Genomic DNA, 17,985 nt, shown 5'->3' with positions numbered 1-17,985 from the left:
TTAAGAAAATCCCGTTCAACCTCTATTCCAAAGTTATATCCATTTGGTCTAATTTGGAATAGTCCCCATATAAATGGCGTTGTTGCAAAAAACAACACCAAATCCACAATTTTTACACAAAAAAGCCTATTTTACGTCAAAATACGGCATTCTTTTCGTGTATATAAAAACGCCCCACAACAGTGTGTGAGGCGCCTTCTTCCACAAAATTTGGAGTTTTTTTCGGGATTTCCTGAAGATTGTGGAAACTCTTAGCGGTTGACTCTGACAGTGTTCAGGTAGCTACCCTGCTTGACCATGTACACGCCCGGCTTGTGGAACTTGGCAAACAGCACATCCTTCATGTTGCTGCCGGCCTGCATTTCCACAGAACCCAGGTAGCGGCCCTGCATGTCGAGTACCTGGAACTTGCCGCTGATTTCGTGCACTGCAAATTCCACCGGAGCGATACCGATAGTACCCTGGCTAGAAGAGCTCTTCACCTTTTCGCTAGAGCTAGACTTAGCTTCTTCGCTGCTGGATTCCGGTTCCGGTTCGGCAAGAGGATGCTTCTTGTCGGTCATCCTGAAGTAAGAAACGTCGAAGGAACCCGAACCACCGCCAGCTTCGACAAGCACCTTGGCTTCGTACATCTTACCCATCTTCATACCGAGTTCTTCCCACTTCTTGAAGTGAGCCGTAATGTCGATATGACCACAGGAGCGAGCTCCCTTACGCTTGCTGAAGAACTGCGGGAAGGTTTGGTTCCCCTTGATAGAGGGTGCATTGTAGCGCATGTTCTGGTAAACTTCATAAGTTGCTCCATCAACCGTGAACTCACCCTTCTTGGAACCCAGGAGGTTCGGCCCCGGTTCGCTGAACCAGTCATCCACGATGTAGTATTCTACAAGCGGATCAACCGTCCAGCCATAAATACCGATATAATTGTAGCCACCGGCATTACCCTGCTTACTCCAATTAAAGTACGCATCAATGGGGCCAACATCACTGTATGTCGATTTTTCGTCATATTTGAAGCCGACACGGGCAAGGAAGTCGTTGGTACCGTTCCAACTGGCCTTGTACGTACCGTTGTCATAGAACGTCATGGAGTTGTTGCCGCCCTGGTACCAGATTTCATAGTGGTACGGAGAGCTACCGACATTACCCGTCACGCTCGAGTTGTTCTGGCCCTGGGTCCTCGTTTCCTTGCCTTCATGGCCCATCTTATCCTTACAGGCATCAATTGTGCCCGAAACATTCGAGCCACCCTTAGAAGAACTGGACTTTGCAACCGCAGTCGAAGAACTTGACTTGGCAACAGAAGCACTGGACTTCGGAGTATCACCGTTAGAAATATACACCTTGGCATGCGGGAAATCCATATGGCCACCATTAACCTGACCATTGACGTTGCCAGCCTCACCAAGCACCTTGGCTTCGTAGAGCTTACCCATGGTCATGCCCATCTTTTCCCACTGTCTCATGTGCTCGGAAATATTGATGGTACCACAATCGCGCGGTTTGTCACGGACGCTGAAATACTGATAGAACTGCACGTTGCCGGAGGTCTTAATTGCAGGACCGGTACGAGTATTACGATAAACGGTATAGGTACCACCATCAACCGTAATGGTCCCTTTTCTTTCATTACCAATCCAGCTACCCGGCATGTCATTGGCGAGAGTATTGTCAATCACATAGTATTCAACCAGGTTGCTCGGAGCACCGGAAACTTGTTCCATCCAGCCATAAATGCCGATATAGGAGTAACCCACATTACTCGCACCGCTCTTCACAAGCTTGAACTCGGCAATCATATCGCCACCAAGTTCCTTGTAAGTCTTGTTACTGCCAAGAGAAAGGCCCGCACGGCAAAGATAGTCCTTGGCTCCCGTGATTGTGCAGTCCATGGAACCGTCGCTATAGAATGTTGCACTACCGCCATGACCGTTTTCGTCCCAGAGTTCGTAACCGATATCGCCGATTTTACCAGTCTGGTTCGAGGTAATCGTCACTTTCTGACCGGAATGTTGAGCATTGCTACAGAAATCCTGAGCAAAAGCCCCTGAAGTTGCACACAAAGTCAAAGCCAACCCGACTTTGACACCCGATTTGAATGGAATTTTCATTTTAGACTCCTATCAAAATAATCCCTAGGATTAAAATTATATCCATACAAAGCAATTCAGACTTTATATATAAGAAATGCCGTTGTTCCGAGAAACAACGGCAAAAGATTTACAAAATGCCGAATCCGGCGTAATTTAGCGGAATTTGAAGCTATTCTTCGTCAGAAGAAGGAACTCCAATCTGCTGTTCCGGCTTGTCTTCAACCTTTTCGACAGAATCGTCGTCGACTTCGACGCCTTCCACCTTGTCGAAGGTTTCCTTCGCCTCGGCGCTATCCTGTTCGATATCTTCGACGCTCGGAAGTGCGGTAGCATCTTGCACCACATCACCTTCGCGCAGGCTAATCGCCTTGACACCCTGGGCGTTACGGCCCGTGAGGCGGATATCGGCGGCCTTGATACGAATCACCTGGCCTTCGCGGCTGGTAATGATCAAGTCGTAGTCGTCAGCGACGCTTTCCACGAACACGGCGGCGCCCACCTTGTCGGTCACATTCAGGTTGCGCACGCCCTTGCTTCCGCGACGGGTAATGCGGTAAGTCGAAGGTTCGCTGCGCTTGCCGTAGCCGTTTTCGGTAATGGTCACGATCTTGTTGCCGGCCTTGAGCCACAACAGAGAAATCACTTCGTCGCCTTCGGCCAAGGTAATGCCCTTCACGCCGTGCGTGCCGCGACCCATGGCGCGGAAGCAGCTGATCGGGAAGGTCACGGCCTGACCGTTCTTGGTCGCAAGCATCAGCAAGTCCTTCGGAATCGGACGACCTTCGATATCTTCGGCGTCTTCGGATTCCTCGGCGATGGCGGCCTCGGCAGCCTGTGTTTCGGCTTCGGCATCAGCGTCTTCGCCTTCGGCAGCCTGGCTAGCCTTGAAGTCTTCGGCAGACATGCCCACGAGCTGCACCTTCACCAGTTCATCGTCTTCGTCCAAACTGATGGCGTTCACGCCCGCCTTGCGCGGACGGCTGAACAAGGTGAGGTCCATCTTGTTGATGACACCCTTCTTGGTTGCAAACACGAGACAGAAGTAACCGCCGAACTTGCGCACCGGCACAATCGCCTGAACCTTTTCGCCTTCGGTAAGACCGATAAAGTTGATAATCGGGCGGCCCTTGCCGTTGCGGGTTCCTTCGGGGAGTCGGTAAACCTTGGTCCAGTAAGCGCGACCCTTGTTCGTAAACACCAGCAGGTAGCTGTGGGTCGATGCCGTGAAAATCTGATCCACGTTGTCTTCGTCCTTGAGGGTCGCACCGATAATTCCCTTGCCGCCACGGTTCTGGGCCTTGAAGGTATCGATCGGCAAACGCTTGATGTAGCCTTCGCGGCTGAGCGTAATCACCTGTTCTTCTTCGGCAATCAGGTCTTCGTAATCGTAGTCATCGACAGCATCTTCGATAGAAGTACGGCGGTCATCGCCACACTTGTCCACGATGGCGTCGAGGCGGTCAAGCATAATCTTCACGCGGCGTTCGCGCTTTGCGAGAATGTCCTTCAAGTCGGCAACAGTTGCAACGAGTTCGTTGTATTCGTTTTCCAACTTTTCCAAGTTCAGGCCCGTGAGCTGAGCAAGACGCATGTCCACGATAGCCTGGGACTGAATTTCGTCCAGGTTGAAGCGGTCCTGCAAGCCCGTCTTTGCCGCTTCGGTCGTCGGGCTCGACTTGATAATCTGCACCACTTCGTCGATGTTCTGCGTTGCAATACGCAGGCCTTCGATGATGTGCAAGCGGGCTTCGGCCTTGTTCAAGTCAAACTGCGTGGAACGCGTAATCACATCAAGGCGGTGATCCACGTAAACCTGGATAAGTTCCTTGAGCGTCAGGAGCTTCGGCAGGTTGTTGACGAGAGCGAGGTTATAAATGCTGAAGGTGGTCTGCAGCTGCGTGTTTTTGAACAAATTATTCAAAACGACTTCGGCGACCACATCCTTGCGCATTTCGATCACGATGCGCATACCTTCGCGGCTAGATTCATCGCGAATGTCGGTAATGCCGTCAACGCGCTTATCCTTCACGAGTTCCGCAATCTTCTTGCAGAGTTCGGCCTTGTTGACCATGTAAGGAATTTCAGAGACGACAATGCGCGGTTTGCCTCGGCTATCGACATCGATTTCGGTACGGGCACGCACGCGCACGCGGCCATGACCCGTCAAATAAGCATCACGGATGCCCGCACGGCCGCAAATCACGCCACCCGTCGGGAAGTCCGGACCGGACACATACTGCAAAAGGTCTTCGCCGGAGATATCCGGATTTTCAGCCACCGCATGAATGGCGTTTGCAATTTCGCGGAGGTTATGCGGAGCCATGGAAGTCGCCATACCCACGGCAATACCCGTGGTACCGTTCACGAGCATGTTCGGGAGCGCGGAGGGCAGCACCTTCGGTTCTTCCAAAGATTCATCGAAGTTCGGGCCCATGTCCACGGTATCTTTTTCCAAGTCTTCCAGCATGAGGGCGCCCATGTTGTTCATCTTGGCTTCGGTGTAACGCATAGCGGCTGCGCCGTCGCCGTCGATAGAACCGAAGTTACCCTGACCGAACACCAGCGGGTAGCGCAGCGAGAAGTCCTGCGCCATACGCACCAAAGTTTCGTACACGGCGGAGTCGCCATGCGGGTGGTACTTACCGATCACGTCACCCACGATACGGGCGGACTTCACCGTCGGCTTGTTCGGCACCACGCCGAGCTTATGCATACTGTACATCACGCGGCGGTGCACCGGCTTAAAGCCGTCACGCGCATCAGGGAGTGCACGAGCCACAATCACGCTCATGGAATAGCGCAAGTAGCAATCCTGCATGTCCTTTTCAATCAAGGACCTGATTTGCGAACCTGGTACCAATTCTTCTGACATTAGTTTTCCTCTATCATTTCATTTATTACTTCTAAACTTTCTTCGTCGGTCTGGTCGATGCGGTGGGGCGTAATCGTCGCATAGCCCTGATTCAACAGATAGTCATCGCTATCCTTGGGCTGTTCGTCCCACAGTTTATCGCCATCCAGTTGCCACAGTCCATTTTCATGGGTGTAGTGGTCCGTAAACATTCCAAGGGCCATCCTGGTCGCCTTGAACCCTTTAAAGGTTTCGGCGGTAGCCTTTGGAAAATTCACGTTCCAGAATACGCCCACGGGAATCCGTTCAAACAGGCGGTTTTTAACCACCTTCACGGCAAATTCCTTCGCCGTTTCGAGCATGTTGGCGGTTGTGCCTCGGAGCGAAAGCGCAATGCCCGGCACACCCCAAAGAGCCGCTTCACGAGCTCCTGCGACCGTGCCCGAATAAAGCGACGATACGCCCGAATTTTCGCCGAGATTCACACCCGAAAAACACACGTCAAAAGCACCCGGACCGGCCCCCTCGGTAGTAAGCCCGTGGGTAGCAAAATGGCCTAACGCAAACTTGACGCAATCGGCCGGAGTTCCCGACATGGAATACGCCTCGATGGCCGAATTTTCTGCGCTTTCCACTTTTTTGACCGAAAGCCCACGCCGAACTGTAAAGGCGTGCCCTACCCCGCTCTGCTCCACTTCGGGCGCAAAAACGCACACGTCCGCATAAGGGACGAGCGCACACGCCAAAGCGAGCATATAGCCACTTTGGATTCCATCATCGTTTGCGATGAGGACACGTGTCTTCGGGTAGTCTTGCATGTAAGATAAAAGATAGAAAAAATAACGAAAAACGGGCTATTTTTGGAGGTCAACAAACAGCGAATCGAGACGTGCAGAAAGCCTTTCCGCACCCTTCTTACTCAGGTGGTCCTCATTGAATGCCATGTCGTCTGTATAGGCGTGTTTTCCCATGTTATTTTCATCAAAAACGACCGCCCCCATCGACGAAAGTTCGTCTATAATTTTCTGCACATCGGAGCGAAGAGCACCATAGATTCCGAACGATCCCGTCTTGGCGTATTCCGGGTTCTGCGGAGGAATCAAAAACACGACTGTCACACCCTGGCTCTTCGCCAATTTCACCAAGTTCCTATACTTTTCCAGATTGTTCACCACAATCGGATCCGTTGCACGCATGAATGTCGTATCGTGCATCACGTTCGGTGAGCCCCATCCATTTGCGGGCAACAGGAACTCCCCTAACTTGGCGGGACTTGTCATTTCTGACTGCGGCTTAGGAACACCGCTTACAAGTTTTTCAAGACCCTTCGGCACGCCATCTTTCCAGAAATCATGCGATTCATCGTAGCGGTAACCCGGAACACTTGCGAATACGATTTGCCAAGAGGCGGCCTCAGTCACCCACAAAAAGTCAATCGATGTTTCAAGCACGAGATACTTGAGCTTGGGCAAATGTTGCAGGGCGTAATTTCGGGCAAGGTAATCGATTCCATAAATGTCACCCGAAGAAAAAGCCATATTCAACAGTTTCTGCGATTTCACCCACGGAGCATGAACACCATACATCGTACGTGAACTCCCGAGTGCAACTGCCGTGACAGAATCGCGCATTTTCCAGAAATTTTCCATCTGCACACGCAGTTCCAGCACAAAGAAGGGGGCTCCTGCAGTATAGTAAACACCGGCACTGTCCAAATCCAGCAGCGGATCAAGGGAATCGCGACCTGCAATATCGCGCCACATTACCGGATGCCAAAGTTCATCACCTTCGGCAAGGTCGAGGATTTCTCCCGTGTACGCATTTACCAAGACCACTTTCTTGTGAGCGCCATTTGCATTTGTCAGCGTTGCCACGAACACGGAATCCGAGCCAAGCACCCATTCTGTATGGTCGAATGCATAGCCTTCCGGAGCAGCGACAGACAGCACCATTTTGCCGTCACTATCTGCCACAAAAGCGCGTTCATGCACACCATAAGCACTTCCGACAAAAGCCTTCCCACTCTTGCTTGCAAAATCAAGGAACAAAGTGCGATCCGCGCCTCCCCTACTCAAAGACACATTGCAAGCCTGTTCGCCATTGTACCAAATTCCATCTTCGCCTTTAACGCGAGAGCGCAACAGCCTTGCACCCGTCACGGCCAATTCATCGTTTTCAGAAACGCCACCATGATAAGCGCCATCAAAAAGTTTTTCCGAAGTACCGAACTTGCCATTTGCGAACTTCACCTGCCAAGTGCTAGAGGCAAAGAAGGTCGAATCAATCTTGTTGTTGCCGGCATTCGTCACATACACCAATACGGTATCACCGCCCGGAAGCACGCGCCACCGCGGGATCGCCGCTTGCTCCACATTCAATTCCACAAGATCGCCACCATCGAGCGGGTACACATACACCTTCGATTGTCCAGAGACACCTTCTAGCCCCGTGCAGAACGCAAGCCAATTTCCATCAGGCGAAATATCCGGATGGTAAGCGGAAATGCCAAAATTCAAGTTCGCCGTTATCGGCGCACCGACGGCCGGGTAATACAGATACGTCAGCGAATGGGTCACATCGTTACGGAACACGAGTTTCGAACGGAGGCCCGCATTAAAGTGATTCACATCTTTAGACTGCGCCAGAATCGAGACCGCCGCACTGTTCATGTGGCCTTCATTATCAAGCTTGCCGGGATTCAGGATAGCGCCAAACGCAAGCCTAAAGCCGATATAGTCCGCCTTCGATGACGAGGTAACCGTATAGATATCGCCGCGCTTGAAAATTTTCATATCGGAAGGGCCATCCCGATAGCTTCCGCCCTTTACAACTCGTTCATCTAACAGGCTATTCCCTTGCACGCCGATATAGTCAAGAATTTCCATGGAAACAAACGGCACAAGAGCGTCTTCGACCCATTCCTTTGCGTTTCCAGCCATATCGCACAAGCCGAGTTTATTTACATACGAAGAGCAAACATGGTGAAGTTTGAATCCCGAGTTATTTGAATTCCAGGAACCGTCAGGATTCCAGCCTTGATTTGCCGCATACGCCCATTCCGCTTCCGTAGGTAAACGGAACGCTTCCTTGGACGACCAGAAAAGCAAACTTTCCAATCCCGTACAGGCTCCGTTTTCATCGAAGGTCGCCTTCGAATAAGTATATGCCGTATCGAAACCTTCGGCTTTGCTCAATTTATTCGCGTACAATACCGCATCAAAATAAGTCACATCCGTTGCCGGCAAGGAATCGTCGCAATCTAGTCCCATCTCGCCACAAGTCACCTCATGTTTGCCCATCCAGAAATCATAATCGAAGTTAGCGACCATTGAAGGGCGATCTTTCACCGAAGCCGATTCATCATCTGTTCCAAGCGTCACCGGATTGCCGCTTGCACGGACAAGCACAAAGCCATTCTGCGCAAGGACATCTTGCATTGTATTTTCTTGTGCAGAAGAAAACGATTCAGAATTCGAGCAACCCATGCCCCAAAGGCAAAAGAAAAGAACCAACAATAAGCAAACAATATTCTTCACATTTACAATATACATTTTTCTACATTATGGCCATGTTTTCCGAAAAGAAATTCCTCGCTACCAAAGAGACCTCCAAGGCCAAGCGCATGGCCGAACTTTTGCGTGTCATCATTTTGCAGCTGGGCGACGACGTGCCCCGCGCCAAACGTGAATTCGAGACTTACGCCGAATGGATGAAGCTCCCCGAAAGCGAGCGCCTTACCGGAAAAAATCAAGCCCAGATGATCGACCTGTACAAGACTTTCCGCACACGAGCGGGCCTCGGGTTCGAACGCGACGTTTACCTGGAACAAGAGCCGGGGGACCGCGAAGTCGCAAACGAAGCCCCGCTCCCGTTCGCCGTACTGGTACATAACCTGCGCAGCGCCTTCAATGTCGGCTCCATCATTCGCAGCACGGACTGCTTCGGGCTCGAAGGAGTCCACCTGAGCGGCTACAGCTGCGGGCCCGACCACGTGACGGTCAAGAGCGCCGCCCGCGGCTGTCAGGAATGGATCCCCATCAAGCGCTGGGAATCGCCCTTCGACTGTGTGAAGTGGCACAAGGAAAACGGTTATGAAATCATCGCCCTTGAAACCGGCGAAGACATTCCAAGCATCAACGATGTCAAATGGCCCGAAAAAGGCCTCATCATTCTCGGCAACGAAGAATTAGGAATCGCCCCCGAGCTCATGGCGGAGGCGACTATGAAGGTGACTATTCCGATGGCTGGCCGCAAGGCGAGCATGAACGTCGCCGGGGCCTTTGCCATCATGTGCTTTAAGATTCGTTCGGATAACAACAGCAAGCAATAATCCGAGCAAAGTGTTCTTGACAAGCGAGCGGTTCCGGTAACTCCCGGATAGCGAGCAGGCAAGAACTTTGCGAGGACTAGATTATTTTGCCAAATTCTTTACGGCGTCCGTCAAGCGGTCAATGGCCTGAATAAGTTCATCCATCTTGGCTTCGCTCACACCACCGGCAACAGCGGCGGGCATGCTTGCGGCGGTCGCAGCGGCAGCCTTTGCAACAGGCGCAGCAGATTCCTTCACGGGAACCTTGCCGAGCCAAATGTCCGGCCAGCGGTCGTTACCGCTGTGATAAGTAATGCGGGTTGCCGATTCCACTGGTTCGCCAATCTTCCAGATATAGAGTTCGTAGTCGAACAAGTCGTGGTCATGGCCCTTGTCGGTTGCACCCCAGACAAGCCACTTGCCATCGGGAGAAAGACGCGGGAAATATTCGTGACTGCGGCGGCCAGGCAGGTCCATCAACTTCACGTTCTTCGGAATACCGAAGAAGCCCACCTTCTCAATCTGCTTGCCGTCTTTGGCTGAGAACCAGAGGATTTCGCTCGGGGCAGCGGTACCGCCGTTACCCGTCGGGTTCACGCGGTAAAGCTTGGAGCCATCAAAGTTCCAGTCAATCTGACAACCATCGCCGGACTTGGTCCAGGCGTTCTTCGACAGATCCCACACGCCCGTTTCACGCATGGAGCCGCGAAGCGTAATGGCCAAGTGCTTGCCGTCGGGACTCATGTTCGGCTCCTGCAGAATCACTCCGGACTTGTTGAAAGCCTTTTCGCCATCGAGCACGAGAGTCTCTTTTTTGCTGGCAAGGTCCATCGTAAACACTTTGCCTGCGCGGCTAAATACAATCGACTTGCCGTCGGGTCTCCAAGTGCCCCACGTCGCATTGTCCACCACCTTGCGTGCGTTTTCGCCCGAAATGTCGACCATCCACAGGTCCCACTTTTCCGGGTAGTTGGCATCGTTTTCAGGCACCCAGCCGCCCTTGCTGCGGTTAAAGAGCACCGTCGAGCCATCCGGAGAAATGCGCGGGAACCAGTCTACATTGTCACCCTGCGTAAGGGCACGGGCGTTTGTACCGTCGGCATTCATAATCCAAATGTCATGATGGCTATTCGCACGACTCGTGGCCCACACGATTGCACCTTCAAGTTTACCCTTGAGGGCAGAAAGAGCCTTTTGTTCGTCGGCAGTAGGATCAACGGCGGCACCCGTCGGAGCGCCCTGTTGGGCAAATACCGAGGTCACGCCAAAAGCGGCACAGGCACAAAACTTCACAAACTTATTCATGCCTTAAAGATACGAAAAAATAAACGCAAGCACCCAGCGGGCACCTGCGTTTTTCGCTAAAACATACAATAGACGCTTTATTGCAAGCGAATCTTTTGCATCACAGTCGCATTTTTAGCCTGAATGCGAACCATATAGACACCAGCAGGTAATCCCTGGAGGTCCATTGCCTGACTCCCCGCCTGCGTCTTGACCGCATGGCCCGCCACATTGAACACGTCAACGCGGGCGGCACCGTCGGTGCGGACTTGGAGCGTGCGGCCCTGCAGCGAAACCGCCGGAGCGTTTGCAACTTTGGACTTCGCGATGCCGGTCATGCCGGAATTTGCGTTCATGAGGTTCGGCATGTTGCCCGAAACCAGGAGGCCGTTCAAGAGTTTGAGCGACTGGTTAAAGTAGTTTTCATCGCCGAGCGCCACAGCTTCTTTCCAGTATTCGTCAAGCTTGGACTGGTACTTCGCATCAGAGATGAGTGCTGTCATCAGAGAGGTCACGAATGTACTGTTGTGGTCATTGCCGAGACTGCCCGAAGAACGAATCACGGGGCCTTTCATATTCGATGCTGAAACCGTAGAAACGAACTCCGCCATCTTCTTGTCGATGGCGAGCGCACGCTGGTCGCCATGCCAGCACACGGCCTTCGCGTTACGCCACGGAGCGCGCGAGGCATCGTAGCTATAATAATCGTCTTCGCTCTTGCCGTTTTTGTCGGTCCAGTCATCCACCAGGCCCGTCGAGACTTCGTCAGAGCTCGATTCGTACAACTTCATATTCGCATCGTAGGCTGTCTTACTCCAGAATTCGGCATTTTCTTCATCGATTGCGGCAAACAAGGGCATGTAAGCCGGATCGAAATAACCCGGATTCTTACGGTTAAAGCCGGCATCGCCCCACTTGTCGCCCGGCAAGTGCAAGCCATTCGATTCGAACTCGGACTTTTTCATGGCCTGGATGAGTTTCTTGGCATCTTCCTTATACTTTTCGTCGCCAAACTGGTAGTACGCCATCACAAGGGCGGCAGCGGCATCGATATCGCCGTCGAGAGCGGCTCCGTTGCCCGCATCCCAAGATTCCGAAAGGTTACCGATTTTCCAGATCATAAGTCCGTTTTCGTTCTGGAACTTCTTGTAAAAATTCCAGATTTTGTCGAATTCGGCCTGATAGCTCGTCGTGTTGTCGCTAAAGTAGACCATCAGAAGCATGCCGTAGCCGACACCTTCCGAAAAATACGCATCGGAACCGGGGTCAGAACGTATGCCTGCGATATCGCCCGATTCGTTGTACATGGCCTGTTTCCAGTACAGGAACTGCTTTTTCAGCTGTTCCGAAGCGGCGGCCTTGTCACTCAGAAGAGTCGCATTGCCACCATAGTCAGACATCTGCGGAAACGGGAAATTCACCGTCGCTTGAGAAAGACCAAAAGCCAACGCCAAAGACGCGGCCCAAACTTTACATCCCATATATATACTCCTTTTTACTCTACCCTCAAAGATAATGGATTTTTGCAAAAAAACAACTTTTATTTTTGCGTTTCGTGTTTAAAATCACGCTAAAAAGCTGTAAAAAAAGCGATTTTCGCCCATTATACAGGTGTAAACAGAAAAAGGTTCCGTTTTTTGTCGTTTTCGCATTCCAAAACCTATTTTCCGTAAAAAAAGGGATGTTCTATGAAAACTTTAACCATATCCGCATTTTTGTCGTCTTTGGCACTGTGCGCAACGCTTGCCACCGCCCAAGACATTACCCCCACCCGCATCGGGCCTGTCAGCCAGTATGGTCAGCTGATGACCGGCAAGAACTCACAAGGTCAGGGCCGCATTTACGGCAGTTGCGAAGGCGTTAAAGACGGTGCCGAAGTCCAGGTGCGCGGCATGAGTCTTTACTGGAGCTTAATGCCCCAGGCTCTGGAATTCTGGAGCGAAGAGGGCATTGCCACCATGGTGAACGACATGAAAATTCAGATTGTGCGTGCCGCCATGGCTACCGGCAACGAAGACTGGAAGGGCGAATGGAACGGCATTCAGCTCAAGGGCTACGCCAGCGACCCCAACAACCAGAAACAATTTATGAAGACGGTTGTCGAAGCGGCAATCAAGAACGATATTTACGTGATTATCGACTGGCATTCCCACGAAGCCCACAAGCAGACCGATGCGGCCAAGAATTTCTTTAAAGAAATGGCCGAGACATACGGTAAGTACGACAACGTGATTTTCGAAGTCTACAACGAACCGCAGCAGATTTCTTGGAACGAAGTCAAGAACTACGCGAACCAAGTCATCGAAGTGATCCGCCAGTATTCCGACAACCTGGTGCTCGTGGGCAACCCCTCTTGGGACCAGAATCCGTCTGACGCTATCGGCAACGAAGTGAACGATCCCAAGAAAAATACCGCTTACACCTTGCACTACTACGCCAACAGCCACAACTGGGCAGGCAATTACAGTTGGGGCGGCGAAAGCGAAGGCGTCAAGGGTGAAAAGGCGATCAAAGCAGGGCTCTCCGTGTTCATTTCGGAATGGGGCACGGCTGATGCAAGCGGTGCCGGAAATCCGGACCAGGGCCGCAACCAGAGCTGGCAGGAATACGTGAACAAGTATCAGCTTTCTTGGGCAAACTGGTCTGCATCCAAAATCAGCGAAGGTACCGCCGCATTTGAAGGTTCCTCTACCAAGACTTCGCTCCAGTACACGACCTCTGGCAACCTGGTGAAGGGCTACCTTTCTACCAACCCCGCCAGCTACACCAAGTGCGCTGTCAACAACAACAATCAAAGCCAGGGCGACGGCAACAATAATCAGAATCAAAACGAAAACAACAACCAAGGAAATAACAACGAAAACAATTACGGTCAAAACGGCAACGAAGTCCCGATTTTCGCAAAGGCTAGCGTAAACTTCAACGTGAGTTATTCGGACAACGCCTTGCACATTGCAGGCTCCCCCATGACAGTCGAAATTTACAGCATGATGGGCAATAAGATTATGGCTATCGATAACGTGAGTGGCACGCTTTCGCTCGCCAAGCTCCCTGCCGGCAAGTATTTCGCCCGAATCCATGGTAAGGCAACCAACATGGTTCGCGCCTTCCAGATTAAGTAAATCCAATCAAACGAGAGAGAGAAAGGGGTCCGACCTTTTATGGGTCGGGCCTTTTTATTTATCGAATACGGCGAAGTATTCGTCGCGATATGCCAGGTGCCAGCGGGAATCTTGCTGCAAAGCACGCAGAAGTGTATCCCAGCGGGCATAGTACTGCAGCGGGAATAGGGCGCGGTCTATGCCTAAGGAATCGGCGTCATGCATAAACAGGGCGGGGTCTTTGGCGTAATTCAGATACCGTTCAAAGAAATCCGCCGTCTTAAGGATAAACCTGCCATCGATGTAAATGGAATCTGCCGGGTTCATTAAAGCCAGGTAACCGCCGGCACGATCATCGTTAAAAAGCTTACCCTTATGCGGATGATTTTGCATCCAGGCTGTCGCATCAACCGGCACACGCTGGTAAGCGACCATGGAGATGTCGTAAGCATAAAGTGAACGAGCCCAGAGACCGAAGATAAAAAAAGTAGGAAGTAGGAAGTAGACAGTAGACAGTAGGCGGCTGGATGTGAAATGTGGAGTGTGAAATGGGAAATTAGGCAATGTCGCTAAAAGTACCGGCAGGAACAATACGAAATTACGTTCGGCAACAAGGGCAAGAATCGCCATCACCACAACCGTCACATTCAAAACATCCGGCCTGCGATTCTTATACAAGCGCCAAATGGCAAGTCCCATTCCTGCTAGGCAGAGCAAAATCATCAGCACGCATTCCAGTGTATTCTCCCCCGCCATCAAAAGCGTGAACGGAGAACGGTTCTCGGCGATTTCGCTTGCAAAGATTGCCGCCGAGGGCGAAAGTCCAAGCAAACGGTCCAAGAGTCCAAACGGGTACAGGAATAACGCGAGGCCCTCGCGATGCAAGAACGGCATCGCAAACAATGCAACAACAAAAGCTCCCCGCAACGCAAGCGCCTTCCGAGAAAACTTATCACCCGACTTACGCGAATTCCAAATTCTGGCAGTCAACACAAGCACCGCAAACAGCGGGCCCAAAATGTACAAGCCCTGCGTTTTGCACCAAGTCCACTGTATGGCAAGAATAAGAACCGCAAAAAGCGTGTTCACCGGGGTCAAGCGACTGTTCGCAAACAACCTCGGCAAGACATTCCAATAAATCCCGAGGAACAATAGCGAAAACAGCACCGGACGCATTTCAAAATGATAGCGGAATACAAAGAGGAGGAATATGCAGATTCCGGCTCGGAGGCCGGAATGACATGCTGATTCTGAACCAAGTTCAGAATGACGTTTAGAAAACAGAGCGACAACAACGCCCCACAATACCGCCTTGAAAGCCACCAAGAGAAGAGCGCCACCCAAACCGTAGACAAAGCCTACCGCCAGTTGAAAATATTCATGCACGTTCACAACGGGCGTGCGGACAGGTGTCCACGTAGTCACCCATTCGCGAGCACAAGCCAAATGCCACCAGATGTCGGTATCGGTCAGCGGGAATATCGCAAAGAGTATAACAAAGACAGCTATTATCATTCCAAAGTTTTCAACAACGAATCCAGGCGAGAGGTAATTTTAGGTACAGCTTTGTAGCACAAGTGATCGTTATCTAACGCTTCGTCATCCGTATAATCGTGATTCCCCATTTTATTTTCATCAAGCAACCTGAAGTTCGGATACTCCGTTTCGTACTTTTGGAACTGATCAATCAAAGACATCGCCATGCTTCGACGCATCCCGTAACGGCCAAAGGCTCCGGATTCCTTATACCTCGGATTTTGAGGGAAAATCATCCCCACAACGTAAATGCCTCGTTCTTGAGCCAATTCTATTATTTCTTTTAATGCAGAAAGACAATCATTGATCAAATAAATCTTGTCATCGAAATAAGTTGAATCTACTGAAAATTCTGGAGGATCCCCCCACGCGACGCAATAAGATTCCGTATAACGTCCACGATCTTGCAAGAACGGCTTGCTATCCGCTACAGAAATGGAATTATGCGTGCATTGCAGCAAGCCTTCAGGGTAACCGTCACTCCAATATCCATGATTTTCGTCATATACATATCCTGGGTATTTTTTATAAGTCACCTCAAAGAAATTATCGCTATATTCGCCAGCAATCTTCCACCAAAAATCAATATCCAACGACACAACGAGATACTTCAATTTTTTCAGATGAGCCAAGAGATATTTTTTTAGATAATCGCGAGATGAGTAGATGGAATTTGGGATATGCGCAAGATTTATGGCAAAAAATTCCGGAGATAAATGACTCGGCGACAACGAATGTAACGGACGAGAAGAACCTAAAATGGCAACATTCGCCGTATCACGATAGCGCCACAAAAGTTCCATATTATAGCGCATCAAAATGGAACCCATATCATCATCGGGATACATATAAACACCAGCACTATCCAAGTCCAAACCCGAATACACAGGTGATTCTCTGGGTTTCACCCACAGACTCGGATGCCAGAGTTCATCACCCTCGGCAAGTTCCACAAAGCTGCTGTCGGACAGGTTCATCAGAGTAATCATGCGATGAGCCCCGTTGGCATCGGCAAGAGTTGCCACGGCCAAATTAAGGTCTCCAGCCCATTCGCTATGGTCAAAGGTAAACCCGTTCGGAGCTCCTACAGACTGCACCAACTTTCCCGTGCTATCGGCCACAAGCAATCGTTCGTGAGTGCCGTATCGTTTACCTACAAAGTCGCGGCCAGACTTACTTGCAAAATCCAGGAACAAGGTACGTTTGCTACCATCTTTCGCCAAGGAAACATTGCAGGCCTGTTCCCCATTGTACCACACCGACTCTTGGCCAGAGACATTCACCCGGAGAAGTCGCGCTCCCGTCACTGCAAGATTGCCGTCCGTACTGACGCCCCCATGGTATGCACCGTCAAAAAGTTTCTGCGGAACACCAAACTGGCCATTTGCAAAAACCACCTGCCAGGTAGATGCGGAACGGAATACAGAGCCATCTTTATTGTTGCCGGCATCCGTCACATACACAATGGCGGTGTCGCCGTTTTCAAGAATTCTCCAACGCGGAATGGCAGCACTTTCTACATCAAGCTTTACCAGATTCGAACCTTCTGCATCTAAGTTGCGGACATAGAGCGAAGACTTTCCAGAAAGGCCCTCTAAACCGGTACAAAACGCAACGTGTTCTCCGTCGGGAGAAATCTCCGGATGAAAAACTTCGATACTGTCTTCGATTTCAATCACCGACTGTACACCGCTGGAATAATCTACATAGGCCAAGTTTCCCGTGATGTCGTTACGGAAAGCGAGTTTCACCTTGTAGGTACCCGTTAGGCTTTCCACTGTCGAAGAATTCGCAAGGAGAATAATCCTGCTAGATGCCGCCTTGCCATCGTCGCCCATCCATACAGCATCAGGGATTGCCCCGTAGGCCAAGCGAAAGCCAACATAATCTGCCCGAGTAGAAGAAGTTACCGTATAGACATCGCCGCGGCCATACAGCGTTATCGACGAAGCCGCATTCCGATAGCAACCTCCCTTTACAACGCGTTGCCCCAGAAAGCCCCCGTCGGGAGCGCCCACATAATTGCTTACCGTCGTTTTCTGGAACGAGCCTAGCCAATCGTTCACCCATTCCATCGCATTACCGGCCATATCGCACACTTCCGTGGCGGGAATAGCCCTGCTACAGACATTATGCAATTTGTATTCCGAATTCTCCGCCGTCCATGCTTCGCGCAGATTCCAGTTTTCACGGGCCGCATAAACCCATTCGGCCTCCGTCGGCAAGCGAAAGGACTTGACCTCGGGATGAAACGCAAAGCCCTCTAGGCTTACACAATGCTTTTCATCGTCAAATTTTGCAGACGAATAGGTATAGACGGTATCTAAACTGTCGGCCTTACTGCGTGCATTGGCATAAAGAACTGCATCGTAATAGGTCAAGTTCGTCGCCGGCAGGTTTTCGTCTTCACATTCCAGCGAAATGCCCGTAACCGTTTTCATCAAAGCATTGAATTCGGCGCAAGAGACTTCATGCCGGCCAATAAAGAAATCGTATTCCAGTTTCACCTGCATCATGGGGCGGTCAATGGCGCGGGATTTTTCATCTGTACCCAAAGAAATGACAGCGCCCGAAGCTTTGGCATTCCACATTCCTTCAAGAGTATCCACTTTTTCGATTTCTTCTTGAAGTGTATCTGCAAGAGTAGAATCCTCCGGTAAGGAATCCACGAGAGCCGTCGTATCTTCGAAGGAACCCGCTTTCAAGGTATCGGCATCCAAGGTGTCAACGAATAATGAATCGGGAGTAATTTCTTCTAAAACCGGAGAGAGCTCAACCATATCGACTTCCTGCTCTGAATTGGAGCAAGAG

The 17,985-nt window shown here is 51.0% G+C and carries 10 protein-coding genes; 2 read left to right on the top strand and 8 right to left on the bottom strand.

Annotated features, from left to right (window positions below; genetic code table 11):
* Positions 1-251: 251 nt before the first annotated feature.
* The 4 genes from B9Y58_RS02540 to B9Y58_RS02525 form a co-directional block, all read right to left on the bottom strand.
* On the bottom strand, positions 252-2,111 hold the full coding sequence (locus B9Y58_RS02540; protein ID WP_073053960.1) for a glycoside hydrolase family 11 protein: 1,860 nt from the start codon (positions 2,109-2,111) through the stop codon (positions 252-254).
* A 151-nt stretch (positions 2,112-2,262) separates the two neighbouring features.
* Complete coding sequence (gyrA, locus tag B9Y58_RS02535) at positions 2,263-4,965, bottom strand: DNA gyrase subunit A (protein ID WP_073053958.1); 2,703 nt, start codon at positions 4,963-4,965, stop codon at positions 2,263-2,265.
* On the bottom strand, positions 4,965-5,762 hold the full coding sequence (gene surE, locus B9Y58_RS02530) for a 5'/3'-nucleotidase SurE (protein ID WP_073053956.1): 798 nt from the start codon (positions 5,760-5,762) through the stop codon (positions 4,965-4,967). Before surE ends, gyrA begins: the two co-directional genes overlap by 1 nt.
* Before the next feature lie 36 nt (positions 5,763-5,798).
* Complete coding sequence (locus tag B9Y58_RS02525) at positions 5,799-8,495, bottom strand: TIGR02171 family lipoprotein (RefSeq protein ID WP_073053954.1); 2,697 nt, start codon at positions 8,493-8,495, stop codon at positions 5,799-5,801.
* A 17-nt stretch (positions 8,496-8,512) separates the two neighbouring features.
* Here B9Y58_RS02525 and B9Y58_RS02520 point away from each other — a divergent pair, with 17 nt between their 5' ends.
* The gene (locus B9Y58_RS02520) at positions 8,513-9,274 is read left to right on the top strand and encodes a TrmH family RNA methyltransferase (RefSeq protein WP_073054733.1); all 762 of its coding nucleotides are present in this window, start codon (positions 8,513-8,515) and stop codon (positions 9,272-9,274) included.
* An 81-nt stretch (positions 9,275-9,355) separates the two neighbouring features.
* On the opposite strand, the gene B9Y58_RS02515 is transcribed toward B9Y58_RS02520, so the two are convergent.
* Both B9Y58_RS02515 and B9Y58_RS02510 read right to left on the bottom strand, forming a co-directional pair.
* Positions 9,356-10,558, bottom strand: a complete 1,203-nt coding sequence (locus tag B9Y58_RS02515; RefSeq protein WP_073053952.1) for a PD40 domain-containing protein — start codon at positions 10,556-10,558, stop codon at positions 9,356-9,358.
* Positions 10,559-10,635: 77 nt separating this feature from the next.
* Positions 10,636-12,018 (bottom strand): glycosyl hydrolase family 8, encoded by a 1,383-nt coding sequence (locus B9Y58_RS02510; RefSeq protein ID WP_073053951.1) that lies wholly within the window; start codon positions 12,016-12,018, stop codon positions 10,636-10,638.
* A 207-nt stretch (positions 12,019-12,225) separates the two neighbouring features.
* Between B9Y58_RS02510 and B9Y58_RS02505 the strand changes: the two genes are divergently transcribed.
* Positions 12,226-13,659, top strand: a complete 1,434-nt coding sequence (locus tag B9Y58_RS02505; RefSeq protein ID WP_073053950.1) for a glycoside hydrolase family 5 protein — start codon at positions 12,226-12,228, stop codon at positions 13,657-13,659.
* 54 nt (positions 13,660-13,713) lie between these two features.
* Here B9Y58_RS02505 and B9Y58_RS02500 read toward each other — a convergent pair whose 3' ends face one another.
* Positions 13,714-15,153, bottom strand: coding sequence for a hypothetical protein (locus B9Y58_RS02500; protein ID WP_233247810.1), 1,440 nt, complete (start codon positions 15,151-15,153; stop codon positions 13,714-13,716).
* Positions 15,150-17,954: a TIGR02171 family lipoprotein gene (locus B9Y58_RS02495; protein ID WP_073053949.1), complete on the bottom strand. Its 2,805-nt coding sequence runs from the start codon at positions 17,952-17,954 to the stop codon at positions 15,150-15,152. The genes B9Y58_RS02500 and B9Y58_RS02495 overlap by 4 nt, the downstream gene beginning before the upstream one ends.
* Positions 17,955-17,985 lie beyond the last annotated feature (31 nt).

Source organism: Fibrobacter sp. UWB15, assembly GCF_900177705.1.
Classification (GTDB): Bacteria; Fibrobacterota; Fibrobacteria; order Fibrobacterales; family Fibrobacteraceae; genus Fibrobacter.
The sequence above is the reverse complement of the archived record's forward strand: the minus strand, read 5'-3'. Positions and strand labels throughout refer to the sequence as shown.

Bases quoted from the DNA above. Each gene is read 5' to 3' on its own strand.
- B9Y58_RS02520 (WP_073054733.1), top strand. From the start codon at position 8,513: ATGTTTTCCGAAAAGAAATTCCTCGCTACCAAAGAGACCTCCAAGGCC.
- B9Y58_RS02525 (WP_073053954.1), bottom strand. From the start codon at position 8,495: ATGTATATTGTAAATGTGAAGAATATTGTTTGCTTATTGTTGGTTCTT.
- B9Y58_RS02540 (WP_073053960.1), bottom strand. From the start codon at position 2,111: ATGAAAATTCCATTCAAATCGGGTGTCAAAGTCGGGTTGGCTTTGACT.
- B9Y58_RS02495 (WP_073053949.1), bottom strand. From the start codon at position 17,954: ATGGTTGAGCTCTCTCCGGTTTTAGAAGAAATTACTCCCGATTCATTA.
- gyrA (WP_073053958.1), bottom strand. From the start codon at position 4,965: ATGTCAGAAGAATTGGTACCAGGTTCGCAAATCAGGTCCTTGATTGAA.
- B9Y58_RS02510 (WP_073053951.1), bottom strand. From the start codon at position 12,018: ATGGGATGTAAAGTTTGGGCCGCGTCTTTGGCGTTGGCTTTTGGTCTT.
- B9Y58_RS02515 (WP_073053952.1), bottom strand. From the start codon at position 10,558: ATGAATAAGTTTGTGAAGTTTTGTGCCTGTGCCGCTTTTGGCGTGACC.
- B9Y58_RS02500 (WP_233247810.1), bottom strand. From the start codon at position 15,153: ATGATAATAGCTGTCTTTGTTATACTCTTTGCGATATTCCCGCTGACC.
- B9Y58_RS02505 (WP_073053950.1), top strand. From the start codon at position 12,226: ATGAAAACTTTAACCATATCCGCATTTTTGTCGTCTTTGGCACTGTGC.
- surE (WP_073053956.1), bottom strand. From the start codon at position 5,762: ATGCAAGACTACCCGAAGACACGTGTCCTCATCGCAAACGATGATGGA.